Below are 17,870 nucleotides of genomic sequence, written 5' to 3' on the forward strand. Positions count from 1 at the left end.
ATTGCTTGCATGTCAACAGGTGACCGGAAGGCTCGGGAGAGTAATCGCACTACTCGGAGATCGTCCAGGTCCCGACCTGCCGGTACTCGGAGTCGTAGATCTCCGACGAGTCGCCGTCGACGAGCTCGTAGTGCTTCATGTTGCCGGCCCAGTACCGCAGGATCCGGGAGAGCTCCTTCTCCCGCCGCTCGCTCGCCATGTCCTCCGGCAGCTCCACGGTCAGTTCGAATTTCACTGTTCTTCCTCTCTGTCGATCGGCGTCCGAGTCTAGGGGAGGAAAAGCGAGAATATGCGGGCGAGAGTGATACAACTCACTCGTTTTGGGCTCGCAGGATGCGTTCGAGAACTGCCACGCCGCCGCGCTTCGACAGAGGATCGTTGCCGTTGCCGCACTTCGGGGAGTGGATGCACGAAGGGCAACCCGACTCGCAGCCGCAGTCGGCGATCGCGTCCCTCGTGGCCGCCAGCCAGGTCTCCATCGCGTCGTGCCCGGCCGCCGCGATCCCCGCCCCGCCGGGATGGCCGTCGTAGATGAAGATCGTCGGACGCTCCGTGTCCGGGTGCAGGTCGGTCGAGAGCCCGCCGATGTCCCACCGGTCGCACGTGGCGACCAGCGGCAGCAGGCCGATGGCCGCGTGCTCGGCGGCGTGCAGCGAGCCGGCGAGGTCGGACAGGTCCGCCACGAGGTGCTCGTCCAGGGTCCACCACACCGCCTTCGTCTCCAGCACCTGCGGCGGCAGGTCCAGCGGACGGGTGTCGATGACCTCCCCCGACGGCGAGCGCCGCCGCTGGTAGGAGACGACCGCGCTGGTCACCTCCACCGAACCGTAGTTGAGAGTCACCCCTCCGCCGGGCCCGCCGAGGTGCTCGCGGCGCTCGGTCTCGACGATCTCCAAGTGGGAGATGTCCTGCGTGGTGGTCGTCCACGGCGGGTTGTCCCGGTGCACGAGCGCGACCCGGTCGTCCAGGTCGAGTTCGTCGACGAGGTAGGTTCGGCCCTGGTGGACGTAGACCGCGCCGGTGTGGACGAGGCGGTGGGAGGCGGCGAGGTCGACGGTGCCGATCAACTCGCCGGAGTCGGCCTCGGCGATCTCGACCTCACCGGGGCCGCCGCCGCGGAGGCTGACCTCCGGGCGCTCGTCGCCGACCCAGTAGTACCGCCCGCCCGTCCGCTTGCGCAGCAGTTTCCGGGCGCACAGTTCGTCGGCGGTGTCGACCGCGCCTTCCAGGGCCGACAGCTCGTCCTCGCGCAGCGGCTTCTCCTCGGCGGCCAGGCAGAGGTGGCCGGCCATGACGTAGGGGTTGGCGGGATCGCAGACGCTGGCCTCGACGGGGTGGTCGATGAGGCGTTCGGGGTGGTGGATCAGGTAGGTGTCGAGAGGGTCGTCCTTGGCTATGAACAGGGCCAGCGCTTCCTTGTCGCCGCGCCCGGCCCGCCCGACCTGCTGCCAGAACGAGGCCAGGCGGCCGGGGTAGCCGCAGAGGACGACCGCGTCGAGCCCGGTGATGTCGATGCCCAGTTCGAGCGCGTTGGTGGTGGCCAGCCCGAGCAGGTCGCCGTCGCGCAGGCGCCGTTCCAGTTCGCGGCGGTGTTCACGCAGGTATCCGGCCCGGTAGGCGGCGATGTGGTCGGCGTCGGGCGAGGCGCCGAGGCGGTGGCGGGTCTCGGAGGCGACGATTTCGGCGCCGCGTCGGGAGGGCACGAACACCAGGGTGCGCATCTTGCGGCTCGCGAGGTCGGCCAGGAGGCGGGCGGCCTCGGACATGGTCGAGACGGAGACGCTCTCGCCGTTGATCTCGACGTTGCTGCGCGTGGACAGGGCGACGGTGGTCTCGGGGCGTCCCGACCGGTCGGCGGTGAAGGCCTCCGCGCTCCTGCCCGTCAGCGTCGCGAGGGACTCGGCCGGGTTGGCGCACGTTGCCGAAGCGGCGATGACGACCGGTTCGGCGTGGTAGTGGCGGGCCAGGCGCAGCAGCCGGCGCACGACCCATGCGACGTGCGCGCCGAAGACGCCCCGGTAGAGGTGGGTCTCGTCGATGACGATGTAGCGCAGTCCCGACAGGAGGGAGCGCCATTGGCGGTGGCGGGGGAGGAGGGAGTGGTGCAGGAGGTCGGGGTTGGTGAAGACGACGTTGGCGTAGGCGGCCGCCCAGCGGCGCTCCGTGTAGGGGGTGTCGCCGTCGACGACGGCGGGGACGACGCCGGGCGAGTCGAGGGCGGTCACGGCGCGGGCCTGGTCGACGGCGAGCGCCTTGGTGGGGGAGAGGTACAGGGTCTTGGCGTGCTCGTCGTCGGCGATGGCCTGGAGGGTCGGTAGGAGGTACGTGAGGCTCTTGCCGGAGGCGGTCCCGGTGGCGGTGATGGTGTCGCGGCCTTCGTGCGCGCTGGTGGCGGCTTCGGCCTGGTGGCGCCATGGCCGGTCGACGCCCGCCGCGCGGAGGGTCTCGACGAGGGGGCCGCCGACCCAGTCGGGCCAGTCGGCGGACTCGGGGGCGCGCGCGGGGAGGGTGTGGAGATGGGTGAGGTTGTCACCGCACAGGGTATTCGCCAGGCGCTGGATTCGCATCGTTCAATGATGCCTCAGGGGACCGTCGGAGAGGGGCAGACGGGTGCCCGTATCAGCACACACGCGCGTTGTTCGCAGTTCTCGAAAACCGTCGTCACAGCTGATCATTTAGGTTTGTTTCCAAGTGACCTTAGACACATATCAATATGAAGTGGGCCATAAATTGCCACGGGCATAAATCACCAATTCAACCAAAATTCCATTTCAGTTCTCACATAATCGACAGATGCCCTTACTCGCGGTGACGGGGTCCAGTGTTCTCGGGTTTGCGGCAGGATTTTGCCGGGTGATAGAAAAGCTGTCGCATACGTGCCGGCAAGCCCATGCCGGATGTGAACGGAAAACTCAAGGAGGAGACCGTGGCATCGTCCACTAAATCCGGAGGCGGAGCCCTCGCTGTAGCACAGCGACTCGGGCGCAGCCTCATGTTGCCCATCGCCGTCCTGCCCGCGGCAGGTCTGCTTCTGCGTTTCGGCCAAGACGACCTTCTAGGCGGCGACGGCCTCGCCGGCCTGAGCGGTATGGGCTGGATGCAGCATGTCGCCGATGTGTTCTCGGCCGGCGGCAGCGCCCTGTTCGACAACCTCCCGATCCTCTTCGCCGTCGGCATCGCCTTCGGTTTCGCCAAGAAGGGCGATGGATCGGCCGCGGTCGCCGGACTCGTCGGCTACCTGGTGTTCCACGGAGTCAGCATGAAGATGTTCTTCGACTCCGACATCGCCGACTCGGTCACCGCCTATAACGGGGACGGGGACCCCATCCTCAACCTCGGGATCCAGAACCCGACCGGCGTGCTCGGCGGTGTGGCCGTCGGTGTCATCGCCGCTCTCCTGTGGCAGCGTTTCCATCGCATCAAGCTGCCCACCTGGCTCTCCTTCTTCGGCGGACGCCGCTTCGTTCCGATCGTCACCGCCGCCTCCACCCTTCTCCTGGGTGTCTTCGCCGGTCTCGTCTGGCCGGCCTTCACCGGCCCGCTCACGGACTTCGGTGACTGGCTGTCCGACAACGGCGGCGTCGGCGCCGGCATCTACGGTGTCGTGAACCGCCTGCTGCTGCCCTTCGGTCTCCACCACATCCTCAACTCCGTCGTCTGGTTCACCGTTCCCGGCTGCGAAGTGGACGGCAAGTCCGCTGCCGGCGACCTGAACTGCTACTTCGCCGGACAGGACGGCGCGGGCACCTTCATGGCCGGCTACTTCCCGATCATGATGTTCGCGATTCCCGCGATCCTGCTGGCCTTCTACGTCACCGCTCGCCCGGAGAACAAGAAGACCGTCGCCTCCTTCGCGATCGCGACCGGTCTGACCTCGTTCGTCACCGGTATCACCGAGCCGGTCGAGTTCGCCTTCATCTTCATCGCCCCGGTCCTGCTGGGCGTCCACGCGGTCCTCACCGGTGTCTCGATGTTCTTGGCGGATCTGTTCAACGTGAAGATAGGCTTCAGCTTCTCGGCGGGAGCGATCGACTACGTCATCAACTTCACCAAGTCCAACACGCACAATCCGCTGATGGTCTTCGTGATCGGCGCGATCATGTTCGCGATCTACTTCGTCATCTTCACCTTCCTCATCAAGAAGATGAACCTGCCGACGCCGGGCCGCGAGGCCCTCGACGGCAACAACGACAACGGCGACGCCCCCGCGGCCAAGTCCGGGAACCAGGGCGCCTCTCCGGCGCCCGGAGGCTCCGGAGACGGCTCCGCGGACAAGAAGGACAGACCCTAGCCGACATCGAGGGCGGGCCCGGAACAAGGGCCTGCCCTCGCTTGTTGCACGGATGTCGAGGACTTCTCGCTCAACCGCCGCTCCCGGAATCCCGTCCCGAGGCCGGGTTCCGGAGATGCAAGGCAGTTCACGACCGTGTGCGGTGAGTATTGGGTCGCAAACGGGCCTCACCCTCACTTCGCGCGATCTACGCTGGTAAACGGGTACAACACCCCACTCATGAAGGGAAGAGAAATGGCAGACGCTGAAGCCATCGTCAAGGGCCTGGGCGGGCTCGACAACATCGAGGACCTGGAGCCCTGCGCCACTCGCCTCCGCACCGAGGTCAAGGACGCCGACGCCGTCGACGAGGCCGCCCTCAAGGCCGCCGGAGCCTACGGTGTCATGAAGTCGGGCAACGTCGTGCAGGTCGTCGTCGGCCCCGAGGCCGACAACATCGCCTCCGACATCGAAGACCTCCAGTAAGCGAGACGGATAAGCAATGGTCAACGTTCTAGCTCCCGTGGCCGGCGAAATCGTGAGCATGGACCAGGTCTCCGACCCGGTCTTCGCGCAGGGCTTCGTCGGCCCGGGGCTGGCGGTCAAGCCGGTCGCCGAGCCCCGAATCACCGCGGTGGCCGCCATCGGCGGCACCGTCACCAAGCTCCACCCGCACGCCTACGTCGTCACCGGCGAGGACGGGCGGGGCGTCCTGGTCCACCTGGGCATCGACACCGTAGAACTCCACGGCGAGGGCTTCGAGCTCCACGTCGAGGAGGGAGCGGTCGTCGAGGCCGGACAGGACATCGTCACCTGGAACCCGGTTGCCGTAGCAGAGGGCGGGAAGGACACGATCTGCCCGGTCGTGGCGCTCGACGGCAAGCCGGAGTCCATCACCGACCAGGCCTCGGGCGCGGTCTCCGCCGGAGACGCGCTCTTCGCCTGGCAGTAGCACCCAACACACACTCACAAAGGGACGGACAGAAATGGCACAGAAGACTGTGAAGGTCACGCTCGAGACCGGGCTCCACGCCCGCCCGGCCGCCCAGTTCGTGCAGACCGCCGGCGAGACCGACTCCGACGTCACCATCGCGAAGGCCGCGGGAGACCCGGTCAACGCCAAGTCGATGCTCTCGCTGATGGGCCTCGACGTCCGCAAGGACGACGAGATCACGATCGAGTCCGACGACGACGCCATCGTCGGGAAGCTGGAAGAGCTGGTGACCTCCGGTGCCTAAAGGCGTAGGAGTCTCGGCGGGGATCGGGGTCGGGCCGGTCCGCAGAATGGCCGAACCCATCCCCGAGCCCGACGCCGCCGGGCAGCTCCGCGGCGACGCCGGGTCCGAGAAGACCCGCGTCGCCGAAGCCGTCAAGGCCGTCTCCGCCGACCTGAAGGCCCGCGCCGACAAGGCGCGCGGCCTGGGTCGCGACGAGGCCGCCGAGGTCCTGGAGGCCCAGGTGCTCATGGCCTCCGACCCCGGCCTGGTCGACGGTTCCGCCGCCAAGCTGGCGGCCGGGACCTCCGCCGAACGCGCCGTCTTCGAGACCTTCGGGACCTTCCGCGACATGCTCGCCGCCGCCGGCGGCTACATGGCCGGGCGCGTCACCGACCTCGACGACATCCGCGACCGCGTGATCGCGGTCCTGACCGGACAGCCCGTCCCGGGCATCCCCGAGTCCGACGAGCCCTTCGTGCTCGTCGCCGAGGACCTCGCCCCGGCCGACACCGCGGGCATCGACGCCGACACCGTCGAGGCCATCGTGACCGTCCAGGGCGGACCGACCTCGCACACCGCGATCCTGGCCCGCACCATGGGCATTCCCGCCGTCGTGGCGATGGAAGAGGCCGACGCCCTGGCCGAGGGGACCCCGGTCCTGGTCGACGGCACCACGGGCGAGGTCGTCGCCGAGCCGTCCGACGAGGACGTCGCGAAGGCCCGCACGCTGGAGGCCAAGCGCGCCGAGGCGGCCAAGGCCGCCACCGGGCCCGCCGCGACCGCCGACGGCGAGCGGATCTCCGTGCTCGCCAACATCGGCGGGCCGGCCGACGTCGAGAACGCCGTGAAGAACGGCGCCGAGGGCGTGGGCCTGTACCGCACCGAGTTCCTGTTCCTGGACCGTGCCGACAAGCCGTCCTACGCCGAGCAGGTGAAGGCCTACAAGGCTGTCGCCGACGCGTTCCCCGGCCAGAAGGTCGTCGTCCGGACGCTCGACGCGGGGGCCGACAAGCCGCTTCCGTTCGTCAGCACCGAGGAGGAGCCGAACCCGGCCCTCGGCGTTCGCGGACTCCGGCTCGCCTTCAAGCACCCGGAGCTCCTCGACGAGCAGCTGCGCGCCCTGGCCGAGGTGCAGTCCGAGTCGACCGCCGACCTGTGGGCCATGGCGCCCATGGTCGCCGACATGCGCGACACCGAGTACTTCGTGGACAAGGCCCGCGAAGCCGGTCTGAAGACCAACGGCATCATGATCGAGGTTCCCTCCGCGGCGCTGACCGCCGGGCACCTCGCCAAGGTCGCCGACTTCTTCTCCATCGGCACGAACGACCTCACCCAGTACGCCTACGCCTCCGACCGCCAGGTCGGTGCTCTGGCCCGCTACCAGAGCCCGTGGCAGCCGGGCGTGTTGCGCCTGATCGGTGCGGCTGCCGATGGCGCCGGTGCCGAGGACAAGGTCTGCGGCGTCTGCGGCGAGGCCGCGGCCGACCCGATCCTGGCCTGTGTGCTGGTCGGGCTCGGGGTCAAGAGCCTGTCCATGTCCGCTCCGGCCATTCCGATGGTCAAGGCCGCCCTCGCGCTCCACACCGTGGAGCAGTGCCGCGAGGCCGCCGACGCGGTCCTCGGCGCGGTCAGCGCCGAGGAGGCTAAGGACATCGCCCGCGCCCACCTTCCGCGACTGGAGGAACTGGGACTTTAGGTACGCTCCGCAAAAGGGCCCTCCGCTTCGGCGGAGGGCCTTTTTGCGGTATCGCGAGAAGGCTGGCCGATTCCGCGCCTCGGCCTGTGCACCGTCGTCGCCGAGCCCGTATATCCAATATAGACAAACGGTATCCGAATCTATTATGGGAGACCGGGATGCTACCACCTCGCTCGGTGTGGATCTACCCCTTCATGGATAGAAAGATCCCCCCCACTCGAAGGGGTTCTACGGTTCTCCAGGGCCTCATAAGATGATCTTGTCCGCGCACGGAGAACGGCACGGACAGTATCCCTACGACGAAAGGTGTCGAAAGATGACCCTTATCAAGCGTGAAGAGCAGATCCCGGAGCGCTACGCCGCCGACTTCGCTGGAACTCTCGGCTACAACCACTGCGCCGACCCCAACTAAGCAAGACGTTCCATTGAACGCATAGATCAGCGAGAGGCCGCTCTGCCCTGCGATACGGGGCAGAGCGGCCTCCGACTATACAGTAGGAGACCATCGACGGTGCGTATCCCCCACTTCACCTGCGAATCCAGTGAGCTTCCTTTCAGCGGATTTCGAGCGTTCCTCCAAACATTCGACGAGCCATTCCGATCAGAACTCTGGGCTTCAATGCCCGTCCTGTCTCATGGGCAGAAGAAGAAATCCCGGTCGGTATCGGTCAAGAGCAGGATTCGGTACTGGCATCGTTCGCGCTGCCTGGTGGCCGCCAGAGCGATCGGGTGGAGGTTGGCCGATGCCTATCCCAAAGGCCTACACATAACACTGCAGGGCACCGGCAACCGAGCCGATGCCGACTTCTTCGAGGAGATATCCACATTCGCCCCGGTCACGATCGAGCGGCAGTGGTCCACTGACCGGTTCGAAAATCTCGACCAGGATCTGAGACAGGTGCTGGCCGACCGCGAATGGATCAAGACCGAGTTCGATGCTGAGGGTGATTGGACGGTGTTCCGCCGCAGGATTCGTCGGTACCTGTCCAGTGGAGATGCGTGGACTCTGGAATACCTCGGCGGATTTGCGATGCAGACCGAACACCGTCTGGACGCTGAGACGGCCGACCTCTTCGGCCTGGCCTCTCAACTGCTAGAACGGCCTCTGGAAGCAGACTCGTACTATCGTGAAGCATCGGCCAAGACGGACGATCCGATAGTGACGGCCGGCCTTTTCTATTCCAGGGCCATTCTCTGGGGCAGGCATGTGGCCAAGCCGATGAGGGATCTGGACTATGCGAGCAGCCTGTTGGAAGACGGGGAGGAACTGCTTGAGGAAATACGGACCGAGGGTGTTCGGCCGGTCGCCTGGGCGTTGAATCGCAATGGGCAGGCTCTGGTGAAATTCTTCAGAGGTCATCTCACAGAAGCGGAGAGCCTGTTGGAGAGCTCTCTGGGGCAGCTGGGGAACGATGATGACAATGCGGCCGCCAAGGCCATTATGCTCCATAACCTGGCACGAATACATATCAGGAACAAGAACGTATCTCGTGCCATCGAGCTGCTCAAGGAGTCGGTGGCACTGGAGGTCGACAATCCCGAGGCGTGGAGTGAACTGGCGTATCTGCTCATCGAAGAGGATGATTTCGGCGGGGCGCTCTCCGCTGTGCGGCAGGCCGAAACGGTCTGTACCTGGAGCGCCAGGATACCGGCCGTGCTGGGCTTTCTTCACGCTCGGTCGGGCGACCATCGCGAGGCGGCGGCCGCCTACGCCCGGTCGGTGCTACTGGCACCGGATCGCGCCGAGAACGTGCTCTCTCTGATTCGCCAGCTGTGCCTGAGCGGGCAGCACACCGAGGCGTTGCAGTGGACTGCTCGAGTCCCCGATGCCGGCCTGCAGGGCGAGGAATCCGTCGAGTGCAAGCTGCTTGAACTGGAGGCACGGTCGTTCGTCGAGAGTATGACGGAGGACGCGGTCGTGGAACGGCTGAAGGAGTTGGCCGTCATGCACCCGGACTCGGAGATCGTCAAAGACAACATCAATGCAATCCAGGCTTCCGCCTTAGACCCTCTACCGCCGGAAAGGGTTGAATCCGGCGGGCAGCGGAAACCTATCACCATGGCATTCGGACACGGCCCATACACCAAGGAGATTGCAATCTGATGGCTATCCGACGGATCCTCCGCAATTCATTTCTTCGAACCGGTCAAGGAGCATGGGAGCTGCGACCGGAGGAGGCGGAAGACTACGGGCTCGAGGTCCGCAGATCCGCCGGGAAGCTGTCCGAACGCATAGACCACCATGGTTTCTATCGGGGCATGGCGATCCACTTCGCCCGGTACGCCATCCCTTTCGCCATCACGGCCTTGCTGGCCGCAGGAGCCGCTGCTTATGTTCCGTATGCGATCACCCAACTCGTGGACAGCCTCGCGTCGGACCGTGCCGTTCAATCCGCCGTGATTCTCACGGGGATCGCAGCCGGATACACGTTTCTGCGGTGGCTGGCCACTTTCCAGGTGCGGTTTCTCGTCTATCGCATCGACATAACGATTCAGAGAGTGATTTTTCGCCGACTCGCAGCGGCCCCCTCGGAATGGCTGACCCGCGAGGGGAAATCCTCGCAAATGTACCTGTCAGCGATACCGGCTCAGATTTCACAGCTGGCCTTCGTGGTCGAATTCGTGACCGAGTCGATTCTCATCCTGGTCCTCACCGGTGTACTGACGGTGATGGTCGGGTGGATCGGACCGGTGGTACTCGCGGCCGTCGTCGCCGGTTCCATCGGTGCGAAACATCTCATCGACAAGGCCACCGACGCCGATCGGGATTTCCTGGACAGCGACCATCGAAGGTCCGCTCTCATCGATGTGCTGGTCTCCGCCTGGCAGGCCATCGATCGCGGAGGCCTGATCCGGGGGCTCATGGCCCCGATGAAGGAGACGCGGAGCCGGCAGCGACGCCTGCTCCGACGACGGGCCTTGAGATCCGGCGAAGCGCAGATGGCTGTCGGATCTTTGCCGTATCTGGTACAGACCATCGCGGTCGCGCTGATCATCATGGTCTACTCGGACATCTCGACGGGTGAGGTCATTGCCATTCTGGTGATCGTGCGGATGATCCTCTTCGCGGTCGGCGAGAACTTGATCAGTTACGAGGCGCTAAGATTCGGTGCGTCGATTTCGGCGCAGGCCCGTCGTATGTTCGATGAGACCAAGGGCAGCTCGTCCAAGCCGCCCGCGTCCGGCGACCCCGGTTCGCTCACCTTCTCAGGGCCTGATGGCGGCGTTGTCGAAGTACCCCGTGGCGCTCGAGTCCTCATAGTCGGCGCGACTCCTATTCACACTCAAGAGGCGTTCAGCGCAGTGGAACGCGCGACTGCGCTGGGTAACTGGAACGTCTCGCGTCCCGGAGACCACGTGACGGTCAGCCGCTCCTTCCCTCTGTGGGACGGTTCGATTGAAGAGAATGCGGCTTTCTGGAGGGACTCTGGGCGGGTCGAGTCGGCTTTCGGTATCGTCGGCCTCAGCGAAGAAGTCAAGCGCATGCGCGAAGGCGCGGACACGGTATTGTCTTCGACCACCTCGAGCCTGTCCGATGGGCAGAGAGTCCGTTTGGGCATTGCGCAGGCTTTGCTCCTCGAACCGGACCTGCTCATGCTCGAAGACGTGTTCGCCCCCCTCGATCCCGAACGAGGTGAACGCCTGGCGCAGAACATACTGACGTCGAGATCATTCGAGAGGACGGTCGTCTTCACTTCGACCAGGAGCGAGTACGAGCCCTGCGCCACGCACCGACTCGAATGGGACGGTGCGAACCTCAAAGTGGAGCCTATGAGGAGTGAGACTCCGCCAGAGATCGGAGCCGTGCCGCAGGCGCGCCAGCCGGAAGCGTCGGACTTCAGACCGCCACCAACGGCCTCGTACGAAAAGCCGGCACCGCCTCCTCGCGGATCGGATTTCCTTGCAAGCCTGCGTACCCTCTATAGCCCTTGGGCTCTGATCCTCATCGTACTCACCGGCGCTCTGGCGGTCGGTATGGAATACGTTATATCCGGACTCGCCGAACAGGCCGACTCCTGGCCATGGGTACTCGCGATGGCCACGGTTACCTTGATCGGGGCGACGGCCGCTTGGGTCAACGGCTTCACAGTTCTTTCCTCACCGATCGATACCGTCGACCGACTTCATACGCGCATAGTCGGAAGGCTGGCCGGGGGCGGGCTCGACCAGATGCACGAAAGCCTGGTGGGGCGGTTCGGTCGCGACTTCTATTCTTTGGAGACCCGCGTTCCAACGATTTTGTCAGGGACGGTTCTCATGATCTTGTCCCTGGGCGTCTCCGCGACCACCGTGGCATTGACCGGTTGGCAGACTCTGCCCGTGCTAGCGGTACTCGCAGTAATCGGATGGGCGTTCTGGAGAATCGCACGGCCCGCTCTGATCGACACGATGCAGCTCTCCGCGAATGTGAGAGGCCCACTTCTGAACTTCGCCAGAACGGCACTTTCCTACGGGCCGGTGCACACTTCGAGACCACTTCAGAAGGTGGTCAACGACAGGTTCGACGATCTGGCGTCTGTGCGCGCTGTGATAGTCGGTCGGGCGGGGTACATCAGACTGCTGACCTTGTTCGGGGTCGAGATGTTGGGTCTGGGGCTCTTCCTGACCGCCGTCTGGGCAGTCGCCCTGCTGCCCTTGCAAGGCGCCATTCCCGCAGGAGTCGTGGTATATGCGGCCTTTGTCCTAGCTCAGTCGATGCGGACTCTGGTCGACAACCTTCAAATGTTGGACGGAACGATACTCCAGGTGTCGCGAGTGGCCGGCATACTCGGAGAGCGCCGGTTGCCGTCTCGGAAATCCCTGGCCTCGGAAGCAGACGGCTATGACCGATCTGTTCCCGCCCAGACAGATTCGGATGGCTCGAGTCCGGTCATCGAATTGAAGCGATTGGTCGTCGACAGGCCGGGCGTCGATTTGCCGAGTCCGGTCTCCTTCACACTGGGGAAGGGAGAATTCGTCGCGGTCACCGGTCCGTCCGGATGCGGAAAGAGCCTTCTGCTGCGGACCATTGCGCTCGGGCGACCTCCCGCAGAGGGAACAGTCCGTCTCTGGGGTCGCTCAGGGGGCCAGGGAAGGGAACTCATGGCCGGCAAAGGCATGTTCATCGATTCCGAGATGTCGTTGCTGCCCGTCAGCGTGTCCGACTTCTTCGGCCATCTCTCTCCGGGTGCCGACTCATTGCTGCAGAGACTCTCCGACGCCGCCGGAGTTCCCGTCGACCCGGCCAGTCAGATCGATCAGCTCTCACTGGCCGAACGCCAATTGGTGAATCTGGCGCGGTGCTGGTGGGGAAGACCCGAATTGATTCTCGCGGACGAGGCGACGTCGGCGTTGACCGCAGAGGGAGAGCGAGCGGTGCTGACTGTGCTTCGGGAATTCTCGCCGGATACGGCGCAGGTCGCTGTGCTGCACCGTGCCGAGAACCTAGACATGGCCGATTCGGTATCGGCCATGAAGGTGGGGGATCAGATGATCGGAACGGTATAACGGGCGAACAGCTCTGTTCGGTTCGCTACTTCCAGCTTAGTGAACAGCGCCTTGATGTGGTCCTTTACGGTGTGGCGCGAAAGGTGCAGCGCAGTTGCGACCTGTTCATTGCTGTCGCCGGCGAAGAGCCTCCTGAGGAGTTGTTCTTGGAGGCCGGTGAGGTCGTACCTTTCGGGGGTCCGCGGGCGCGCGATGTGCTTGACGATCCGATTGCGGATGTCCGGTGCCGAGGCACTGCCATTCCGCCGCATGTCCACGATGGCGGAGCGGAGAGCCGAGAAGTCGTCCGTTTTCGATACGAGCCCGCGGACACCTGTTTGGAAGAGCCGAACGATGTCGAACATTTCAGGTCGCTCGACAGCGGCTAGAACCGGTGTTCTTGTGGAAGCCGAACCAATGGCGGTGGGGAGCCGGGTAGGGGTCCACCACAGTGTCAGATCCGCGTCAGGCAGCGCGAACGCCAACGACGAGGCGATGGAGACAGAGTTGACGTGGATCTTCCGGTCGCGGGCCAGGCCTTCCGACAAGCCTGTCGCCGCGATCATCTCAGGCGCCACTAGATTCAGTTTGATCATGAAGTTATCTCCTTCAGGGGGAACCGAAGCCGATTCGTGAATCGTAATTCACAGTGTGATCTGAAGCAATAATGGTGGGAGATAGGTCACCTGGACGGAGGCCGAACGTCAGGTTGGCAGAAGAAGTCGCCCTCTCGTCCGCTATGGCGCCTATGGAACGGCTCAATCCTGTGTTGAATGTGGATAACGATCCCCCAAGATGGCAGACATCCAGTGGATCCGATGATGCGGTCCAGGAGCGGGGCGCTCTTGAGGACTTTGGCGACTTCGCCCGGCGGGTGCTGGAGGGTCCGATTCGGATCTTCCAGCATCTACGACTGGACTGCGGCCGGAGTGTCGGCCTTGGCGATGGGCTCATCCGACTGCTTGCGTTCGGACTTGTCGAGCGCTCCCGCCCAAGCCGTCACAGCCAAGGCGAGCGCGGCCATGACGACCCCGACCCAGATGGGCGAGGTGAGACCGAGTTCGACGTCGATGGTCAGGCCGCCGACATAGGCGCCGATGGAAATGCCGAGGTTGGCACCGGAGGAGGCTACTGCGGAGGCGAGAGTGGGGGCGCCTTTGGCCTTGTCGATCGCACGGGTCATGAATCCGGGAACGGTGGCGAACCCGGCGCCGCCGACGAGCATGAGGGTGAAGGCGGCGGGGATCTTGTAGTGCGCGGTGAAGGTGAAGACGACCAGGACCACTGCGAGTAGAGCGGTGGTGACGAGGAGGGTGGGGATCTGGGCTCGGTCGGCGAAACGACCGCCGAGAAGGTTGCCGATCACAAGCCCCACTCCGAAGAGGACGAGCAGGAGCGTCAGGGAACTGGAATCGAATCCGGAGACATCGGTGAGGATGGGCGCGATGTAGCTGTAGGCGGCGAAGAGCGCGCCGATGCTGAGGCCGGCGATGGCGACGGCGAGCCACACCTGAAGCTTCTTGAATTCGGAGAGTTCGGCACGGAGACTAGTGGATTCGGGGCGAGGCTGTTTGGGGATGAGAGCAGCGATGCCAACGAGGCTGATGAAACCGATGATCGTGATCATGATGAAGGTGGCTCGCCAGCCGAAGCCCTGACCGACCCAGGTCCCCAGAGGGGAACCGACAACGTTGGCGATGGTGAGACCCGTGAAGACCATGGAGATCGCACGGGAACGCTTTGAGTCATCGACGAGATCGGCGGCGACGACGGCGGCGATTCCGAAGAACGCACCGTGGCAGACGGCAGAGATGATGCGACCGGCCATGAGGAAGCCGTAGGTGGGCGCAAGGGCAGCGAGGACGTTCCCGGCGATGAACAGGAGCATCAGGATGATGAGCATGTTCTTGCGGGGAAGTCTTGTACCGGCGGCTGTGGCGATCGGGCCCCCGACGACCACGCCGAGAGCGTACCCGGAGATAAGCAGGCCCGCCATGGACAGGCTCACGTTCATGTCGTCGCCGATCTCCGGCAGAAGACCGGAGACGACGAACTCGGTGGTACCTATACCGAACGCGCTGACCATCAACGCGAACAGAGCAAGAGGCATGGTGCTCGGACTCCTTCGATGAGACAGGGCGCCGGTTTCGGACGCCATAGTGTATGCATAAGAATAAAACGCCGATACATTAATTGCAAGAGAAAGTTATGGTTATGCATGATAAGATGGTTCGGCAGGAAGAAGTCATCTGGAGGAGGCCGGAAGTCCCATGCCAGCGGCCGCGGCGAACCCGCAGATAGAATTCCCGACCCCGCTCGAACAGCACTGGCAGGGCCTGCGGGTGCTGCAATGGCGGATCGACGAGACCGCGAACCGGGCTCTTCAGGCGGAGCATGGCATCTCATTGTCGGAGTACAACGCCTTGGCCGCGCTGGTCTACTCAGACGACGACGGCCACTTGCGTCAGCAGTTCCTCGCGGACTCCGTCCCCTTGAACCAGAGTTCACTGAGCCGACTCGTCGGAAGGCTGGAGAACCTCGGGCTGACCGAGCGCTATATGTGCCCCAACGATCGGCGGGGCGTCTATACGCAGGTGACGAAGGCGGGAATAGCGATGGTCGAAGCCGCCCGATCGACGTACGTGGGAGCAGTGCGGGAGATGTTGGGTGAAATGGCGGACGACCCCGTCATGACGCGATCATTGAGTGAGGTCGTCCGAGAGACGGATTAGGGTTCAAGGCAGATGCGGCCGAGGAGCCATTCGGGGGAAGTGACGGCCAGGCCGACAGCACCGTCACGAGATTTCCAGGTCATGCTCCTATTGAATCACGCCGTCCGGAACAGCGTTCTCATGCCTGAAGCCGGGCCGACAGATCATACGGAAGACATCTGCGGGAGGGTCAATGACACTGCGGGTCAGGCCATGACCACCGGAAATCTAGCTCAAATCCCGGTACATCAATCCTGACAGTGACTCTGCGATCCATCTAGCCTTTTAGGAGACGTTGTTCGTGTGGCACCTACATCTTCTGTTTGGAGGTTCTCTTGTCTCCCAACGTGGTCATGACACCGTCCGTACAGGACCGCTTGCCGGAAAGGTTCACAGCTGAACGGTGTGGATCCGGACCTTATCGGGCAGGCGAAACATCTGGGCACCGTCCATGTGGTTCAGATCTGCCGGAAGGTCGATGTGCCCCGATGCGGCGTCTGGCCTTGACAAAGGCGGGAGGTCGACGGGAACTCATCGACGCCGACTCGTGACCCTGGCGCTGGGTCGCGACTTCGGCGTCGTCGCACGTGCCGGCCGACAGATCGCAATGGAGGAGAAAGATGGCCGACCAGGGATCGAGCGATGCTACCACCGTCGACCACTCGGTCGACGAGGGCATGGAACTGCGAAGCCTGCTGCGTTCCTGGCGGGTATCCGCGGCGCGCAGGCTGGGGCGCCGCAGGCCGCTCACCCAGGAAGAGGTTGCCGAAAAGGTGGGGATGAGCCTCCGCTGGTACCGCGACCTGGAGCGCGGAACGATCACCCGTTTGAGCCGGCGGACGCTGCACCTTCTCGCCGAGGCGCTGCTCCTCGACCACGATGAGCGAATCGTGCTCGGTGAGCACGCGGTCGGGAGTCTGGCGAGCCAGTCGCCCGACCGCTGCGACGCCGGGGCGTCCGCCGTGTCCGAGTTCTACGAGATTCTCGGCGAAGGACTTCCCTATCCGGCCTACACATGCGATCGTGCCTGGAACGTCATCGGCCACAACCGCCTGATGGCCGAATGGTTCCCGGCCGTAGAGGCGCCGGACGCCAATGTCATCCGCTGGGCGCTGACCGAGCCGGAAGCCCGCGTCCAGTTGGCGGACTGGGAAGACCACGCACGGGTGTTCCTGTCGATGCTCCGCTTCTCCATTGTCAAGTATCCCGACGACGCGAACCTCAGGAAACTCTCCCAGGAGATCCTCGCGGACGAGGGGCACCGGTCCCTGTGGAACTCATCGGGTTGCGTCGTGGACAACCGTGACGGCCACCGTCTTCGGTTCCGGCTGTCGCACATCGCAGCAGAAGACCTTAGCGTCACCTCCCGTGTTCTGATCCCCGGAGGGAATCGGGACCTGCGGCATGTCGTATTGGCCGAGGACGGCGACGGGCCCGGCCGGTGAACTGCTAGCTGGAGTCCTCTGCTTCGGCAGGGGGCCCTTCCCCTTCCCTAGGCTTCTCCGTTGAGGAGATCCACCATGGCCAGAGCCTCCTCCTCGGTGTAATCCTCCCGGATGAAGAGGACCTCGCCCATCGGCTCGAAGACGACCGGGGTGGCCACCGCTATGCCGTCGATGACGAAGGCGGTGCGGGTCTGCGGGTTCACGGCATTATCCTCGATCAGCCCGGTCAGCGCTTCGGCGGCTTCTTCGTTCAGAATGATCTCCACCGAATAGTCGCCCTTCTCCTGCGGCACGATGTAGACGTCGTTGACGCCGTTCCGGTCGAAGAGGGCCGGCCGGAGGAGGAGCCGGTCGTCACTGCCCTTGTGCCCCTCGCCCAGACAAGTGACCAGAGGTTCGTCCGGGGCGACCTCCCGAGGCGCGCCGGTCAGGTGATCGCAGGTCACGTGGGGGACGTTCCACAGCACGTCCGCCGGTAGCAGCTGGGCCTCTCGCGGGGTCAGGTCGCAGAACTCCAGGAGCGGCCTGGCATGGTACCCCTCGTACATCGGATAGGTCAGGCTCTGCGCCAGCTCTGCGGCCTCGGGCCCTACCTTGTCCCACACCTCCTCCACGGTGGAGGCCTCTTCGCCGTCGGCCTCCGCCGGCGCGCATTCGGGGATCGATTCGCCGTCGGCCATGGACGGGTACGAGTGGCCCCAGTCCTCGACCAGGCGGAACTGGAAGAGAGCGTCGTCGGGGTCGCCCGCGGTGGACTCGGCAGGCTCGCCGTCGACCTCCCCCGAAGGTGTCGAACAGGACGCGAGGAACAGGAGAGCTGCGAGACCTGGGACAATGCCGGGCATGCGTCGCACGGAGCCGCCTTTCTTGGAATGGACTTCTAATAATATGGGGGCCGTGCCAAGACCGGGACCAGCGTCCTCCCGCAGAGCCGTTTCCATGCCGAACGCCCTCTCCGCCAACGGCACCGATGACGGCGGTCAAAACCTCCCGGCCCGTCGAACCCGACCGCGGTAGTGCACGCACTACCAGAGAAACGCCAGCGTATCGGATGGATAAGAGCCC

The 17,870-nt window shown here is 64.4% G+C and carries 14 protein-coding genes; 9 read left to right on the forward strand and 5 right to left on the reverse strand.

The annotated features are described in order from the left end of the window. Window positions 1-49: 49 nt before the first annotated feature. Both ACFTE1_RS22550 and ACFTE1_RS22555 read right to left on the reverse strand, forming a co-directional pair. Entirely contained in the window at window positions 50-235 is a 186-nt protein-coding gene (locus tag ACFTE1_RS22550; protein WP_380619168.1) for a hypothetical protein, read from the reverse strand. A gap of 76 nt (window positions 236-311) precedes the next feature. Further along, window positions 312-2,567: a DEAD/DEAH box helicase gene (locus tag ACFTE1_RS22555; protein ID WP_380619166.1), complete on the reverse strand. Its 2,256-nt coding sequence runs from the start codon at window positions 2,565-2,567 to the stop codon at window positions 312-314. A 359-nt stretch (window positions 2,568-2,926) separates the two neighbouring features. On the opposite strand from ACFTE1_RS22555, the gene ACFTE1_RS22560 reads away from it, so the two are divergent. From ACFTE1_RS22560 to ACFTE1_RS22590, 7 genes are all read left to right on the forward strand, one after another. Then, window positions 2,927-4,291: a PTS transporter subunit EIIC gene (locus tag ACFTE1_RS22560; protein ID WP_380619164.1), complete on the forward strand. Its 1,365-nt coding sequence runs from the start codon at window positions 2,927-2,929 to the stop codon at window positions 4,289-4,291. A gap of 234 nt (window positions 4,292-4,525) precedes the next feature. Then, window positions 4,526-4,756, forward strand: coding sequence for a glucose PTS transporter subunit EIIB (locus ACFTE1_RS22565; RefSeq protein ID WP_380619162.1), 231 nt, complete (start codon window positions 4,526-4,528; stop codon window positions 4,754-4,756). Between the two features lie 16 nt (window positions 4,757-4,772). Beyond that, a complete protein-coding gene (locus ACFTE1_RS22570) occupies window positions 4,773-5,222 on the forward strand; it encodes a PTS sugar transporter subunit IIA (RefSeq protein WP_380619160.1) in 450 nt (149 codons plus the stop codon). 34 nt (window positions 5,223-5,256) lie between these two features. Then, complete coding sequence (locus tag ACFTE1_RS22575; RefSeq protein WP_380619158.1) at window positions 5,257-5,508, forward strand: HPr family phosphocarrier protein; 252 nt, start codon at window positions 5,257-5,259, stop codon at window positions 5,506-5,508. Continuing rightward, window positions 5,501-7,183, forward strand: coding sequence for a phosphoenolpyruvate--protein phosphotransferase (gene ptsP, locus ACFTE1_RS22580; protein ID WP_380619156.1), 1,683 nt, complete (start codon window positions 5,501-5,503; stop codon window positions 7,181-7,183). Before ACFTE1_RS22575 ends, ptsP begins: the two co-directional genes overlap by 8 nt. 511 nt (window positions 7,184-7,694) lie before the next feature. Beyond that, entirely contained in the window at window positions 7,695-9,287 is a 1,593-nt protein-coding gene (locus ACFTE1_RS22585; RefSeq protein WP_380619154.1) for a tetratricopeptide repeat protein, read from the forward strand. A gap of 155 nt (window positions 9,288-9,442) precedes the next feature. After that, window positions 9,443-12,670 (forward strand): ATP-binding cassette domain-containing protein, encoded by a 3,228-nt coding sequence (locus ACFTE1_RS22590; RefSeq protein ID WP_380619152.1) that lies wholly within the window; start codon window positions 9,443-9,445, stop codon window positions 12,668-12,670. On the opposite strand, the gene ACFTE1_RS22595 is transcribed toward ACFTE1_RS22590, so the two are convergent. Both ACFTE1_RS22595 and ACFTE1_RS22600 read right to left on the reverse strand, forming a co-directional pair. Next, the gene (locus ACFTE1_RS22595; protein WP_380619150.1) at window positions 12,649-13,245 is read right to left on the reverse strand and encodes a helix-turn-helix transcriptional regulator; all 597 of its coding nucleotides are present in this window, start codon (window positions 13,243-13,245) and stop codon (window positions 12,649-12,651) included. The two genes, ACFTE1_RS22590 and ACFTE1_RS22595, sit on opposite strands and share 22 nt — an antisense overlap. Window positions 13,246-13,556: 311 nt before the next feature. Continuing rightward, complete coding sequence (locus tag ACFTE1_RS22600) at window positions 13,557-14,759, reverse strand: MFS transporter (RefSeq protein ID WP_380619148.1); 1,203 nt, start codon at window positions 14,757-14,759, stop codon at window positions 13,557-13,559. A 160-nt stretch (window positions 14,760-14,919) separates the two neighbouring features. On the opposite strand from ACFTE1_RS22600, the gene ACFTE1_RS22605 reads away from it, so the two are divergent. Beyond that, entirely contained in the window at window positions 14,920-15,381 is a 462-nt protein-coding gene (locus ACFTE1_RS22605) for a MarR family winged helix-turn-helix transcriptional regulator (protein ID WP_380619147.1), read from the forward strand. A gap of 599 nt (window positions 15,382-15,980) precedes the next feature. Beyond that, on the forward strand, window positions 15,981-16,805 hold the full coding sequence (locus tag ACFTE1_RS22610; RefSeq protein WP_380619145.1) for an MmyB family transcriptional regulator: 825 nt from the start codon (window positions 15,981-15,983) through the stop codon (window positions 16,803-16,805). A gap of 47 nt (window positions 16,806-16,852) precedes the next feature. Here ACFTE1_RS22610 and ACFTE1_RS22615 read toward each other — a convergent pair whose 3' ends face one another. Further along, window positions 16,853-17,659, reverse strand: coding sequence for a hypothetical protein (locus ACFTE1_RS22615; RefSeq protein ID WP_380619144.1), 807 nt, complete (start codon window positions 17,657-17,659; stop codon window positions 16,853-16,855). Between the last annotated feature and the right edge of the window lie 211 nt (window positions 17,660-17,870).

The sequence above is a fragment of the Salininema proteolyticum genome, assembly GCF_042685645.1.
In the GTDB taxonomy this organism is placed as follows: Bacteria; Actinomycetota; Actinomycetes; order Mycobacteriales; family Micromonosporaceae; genus Salininema; species Salininema proteolyticum.

What these genes read in the sequence shown, in the direction of transcription:
- ACFTE1_RS22565 (WP_380619162.1), top strand. Translation starts at nt 4,526, where the DNA reads ATGGCAGACGCTGAAGCCATCGTCAAGGGCCTGGGCGGGCTCGACAAC.
- ACFTE1_RS22555 (WP_380619166.1), bottom strand. Translation starts at nt 2,567, where the DNA reads ATGCGAATCCAGCGCCTGGCGAATACCCTGTGCGGTGACAACCTCACC.
- ACFTE1_RS22570 (WP_380619160.1), top strand. Translation starts at nt 4,773, where the DNA reads ATGGTCAACGTTCTAGCTCCCGTGGCCGGCGAAATCGTGAGCATGGAC.
- ACFTE1_RS22610 (WP_380619145.1), top strand. Translation starts at nt 15,981, where the DNA reads ATGGCCGACCAGGGATCGAGCGATGCTACCACCGTCGACCACTCGGTC.
- ACFTE1_RS22605 (WP_380619147.1), top strand. Translation starts at nt 14,920, where the DNA reads ATGCCAGCGGCCGCGGCGAACCCGCAGATAGAATTCCCGACCCCGCTC.
- ACFTE1_RS22600 (WP_380619148.1), bottom strand. Translation starts at nt 14,759, where the DNA reads ATGCCTCTTGCTCTGTTCGCGTTGATGGTCAGCGCGTTCGGTATAGGT.
- ACFTE1_RS22575 (WP_380619158.1), top strand. Translation starts at nt 5,257, where the DNA reads ATGGCACAGAAGACTGTGAAGGTCACGCTCGAGACCGGGCTCCACGCC.
- ACFTE1_RS22590 (WP_380619152.1), top strand. Translation starts at nt 9,443, where the DNA reads ATGGCGATCCACTTCGCCCGGTACGCCATCCCTTTCGCCATCACGGCC.
- ACFTE1_RS22595 (WP_380619150.1), bottom strand. Translation starts at nt 13,245, where the DNA reads ATGATCAAACTGAATCTAGTGGCGCCTGAGATGATCGCGGCGACAGGC.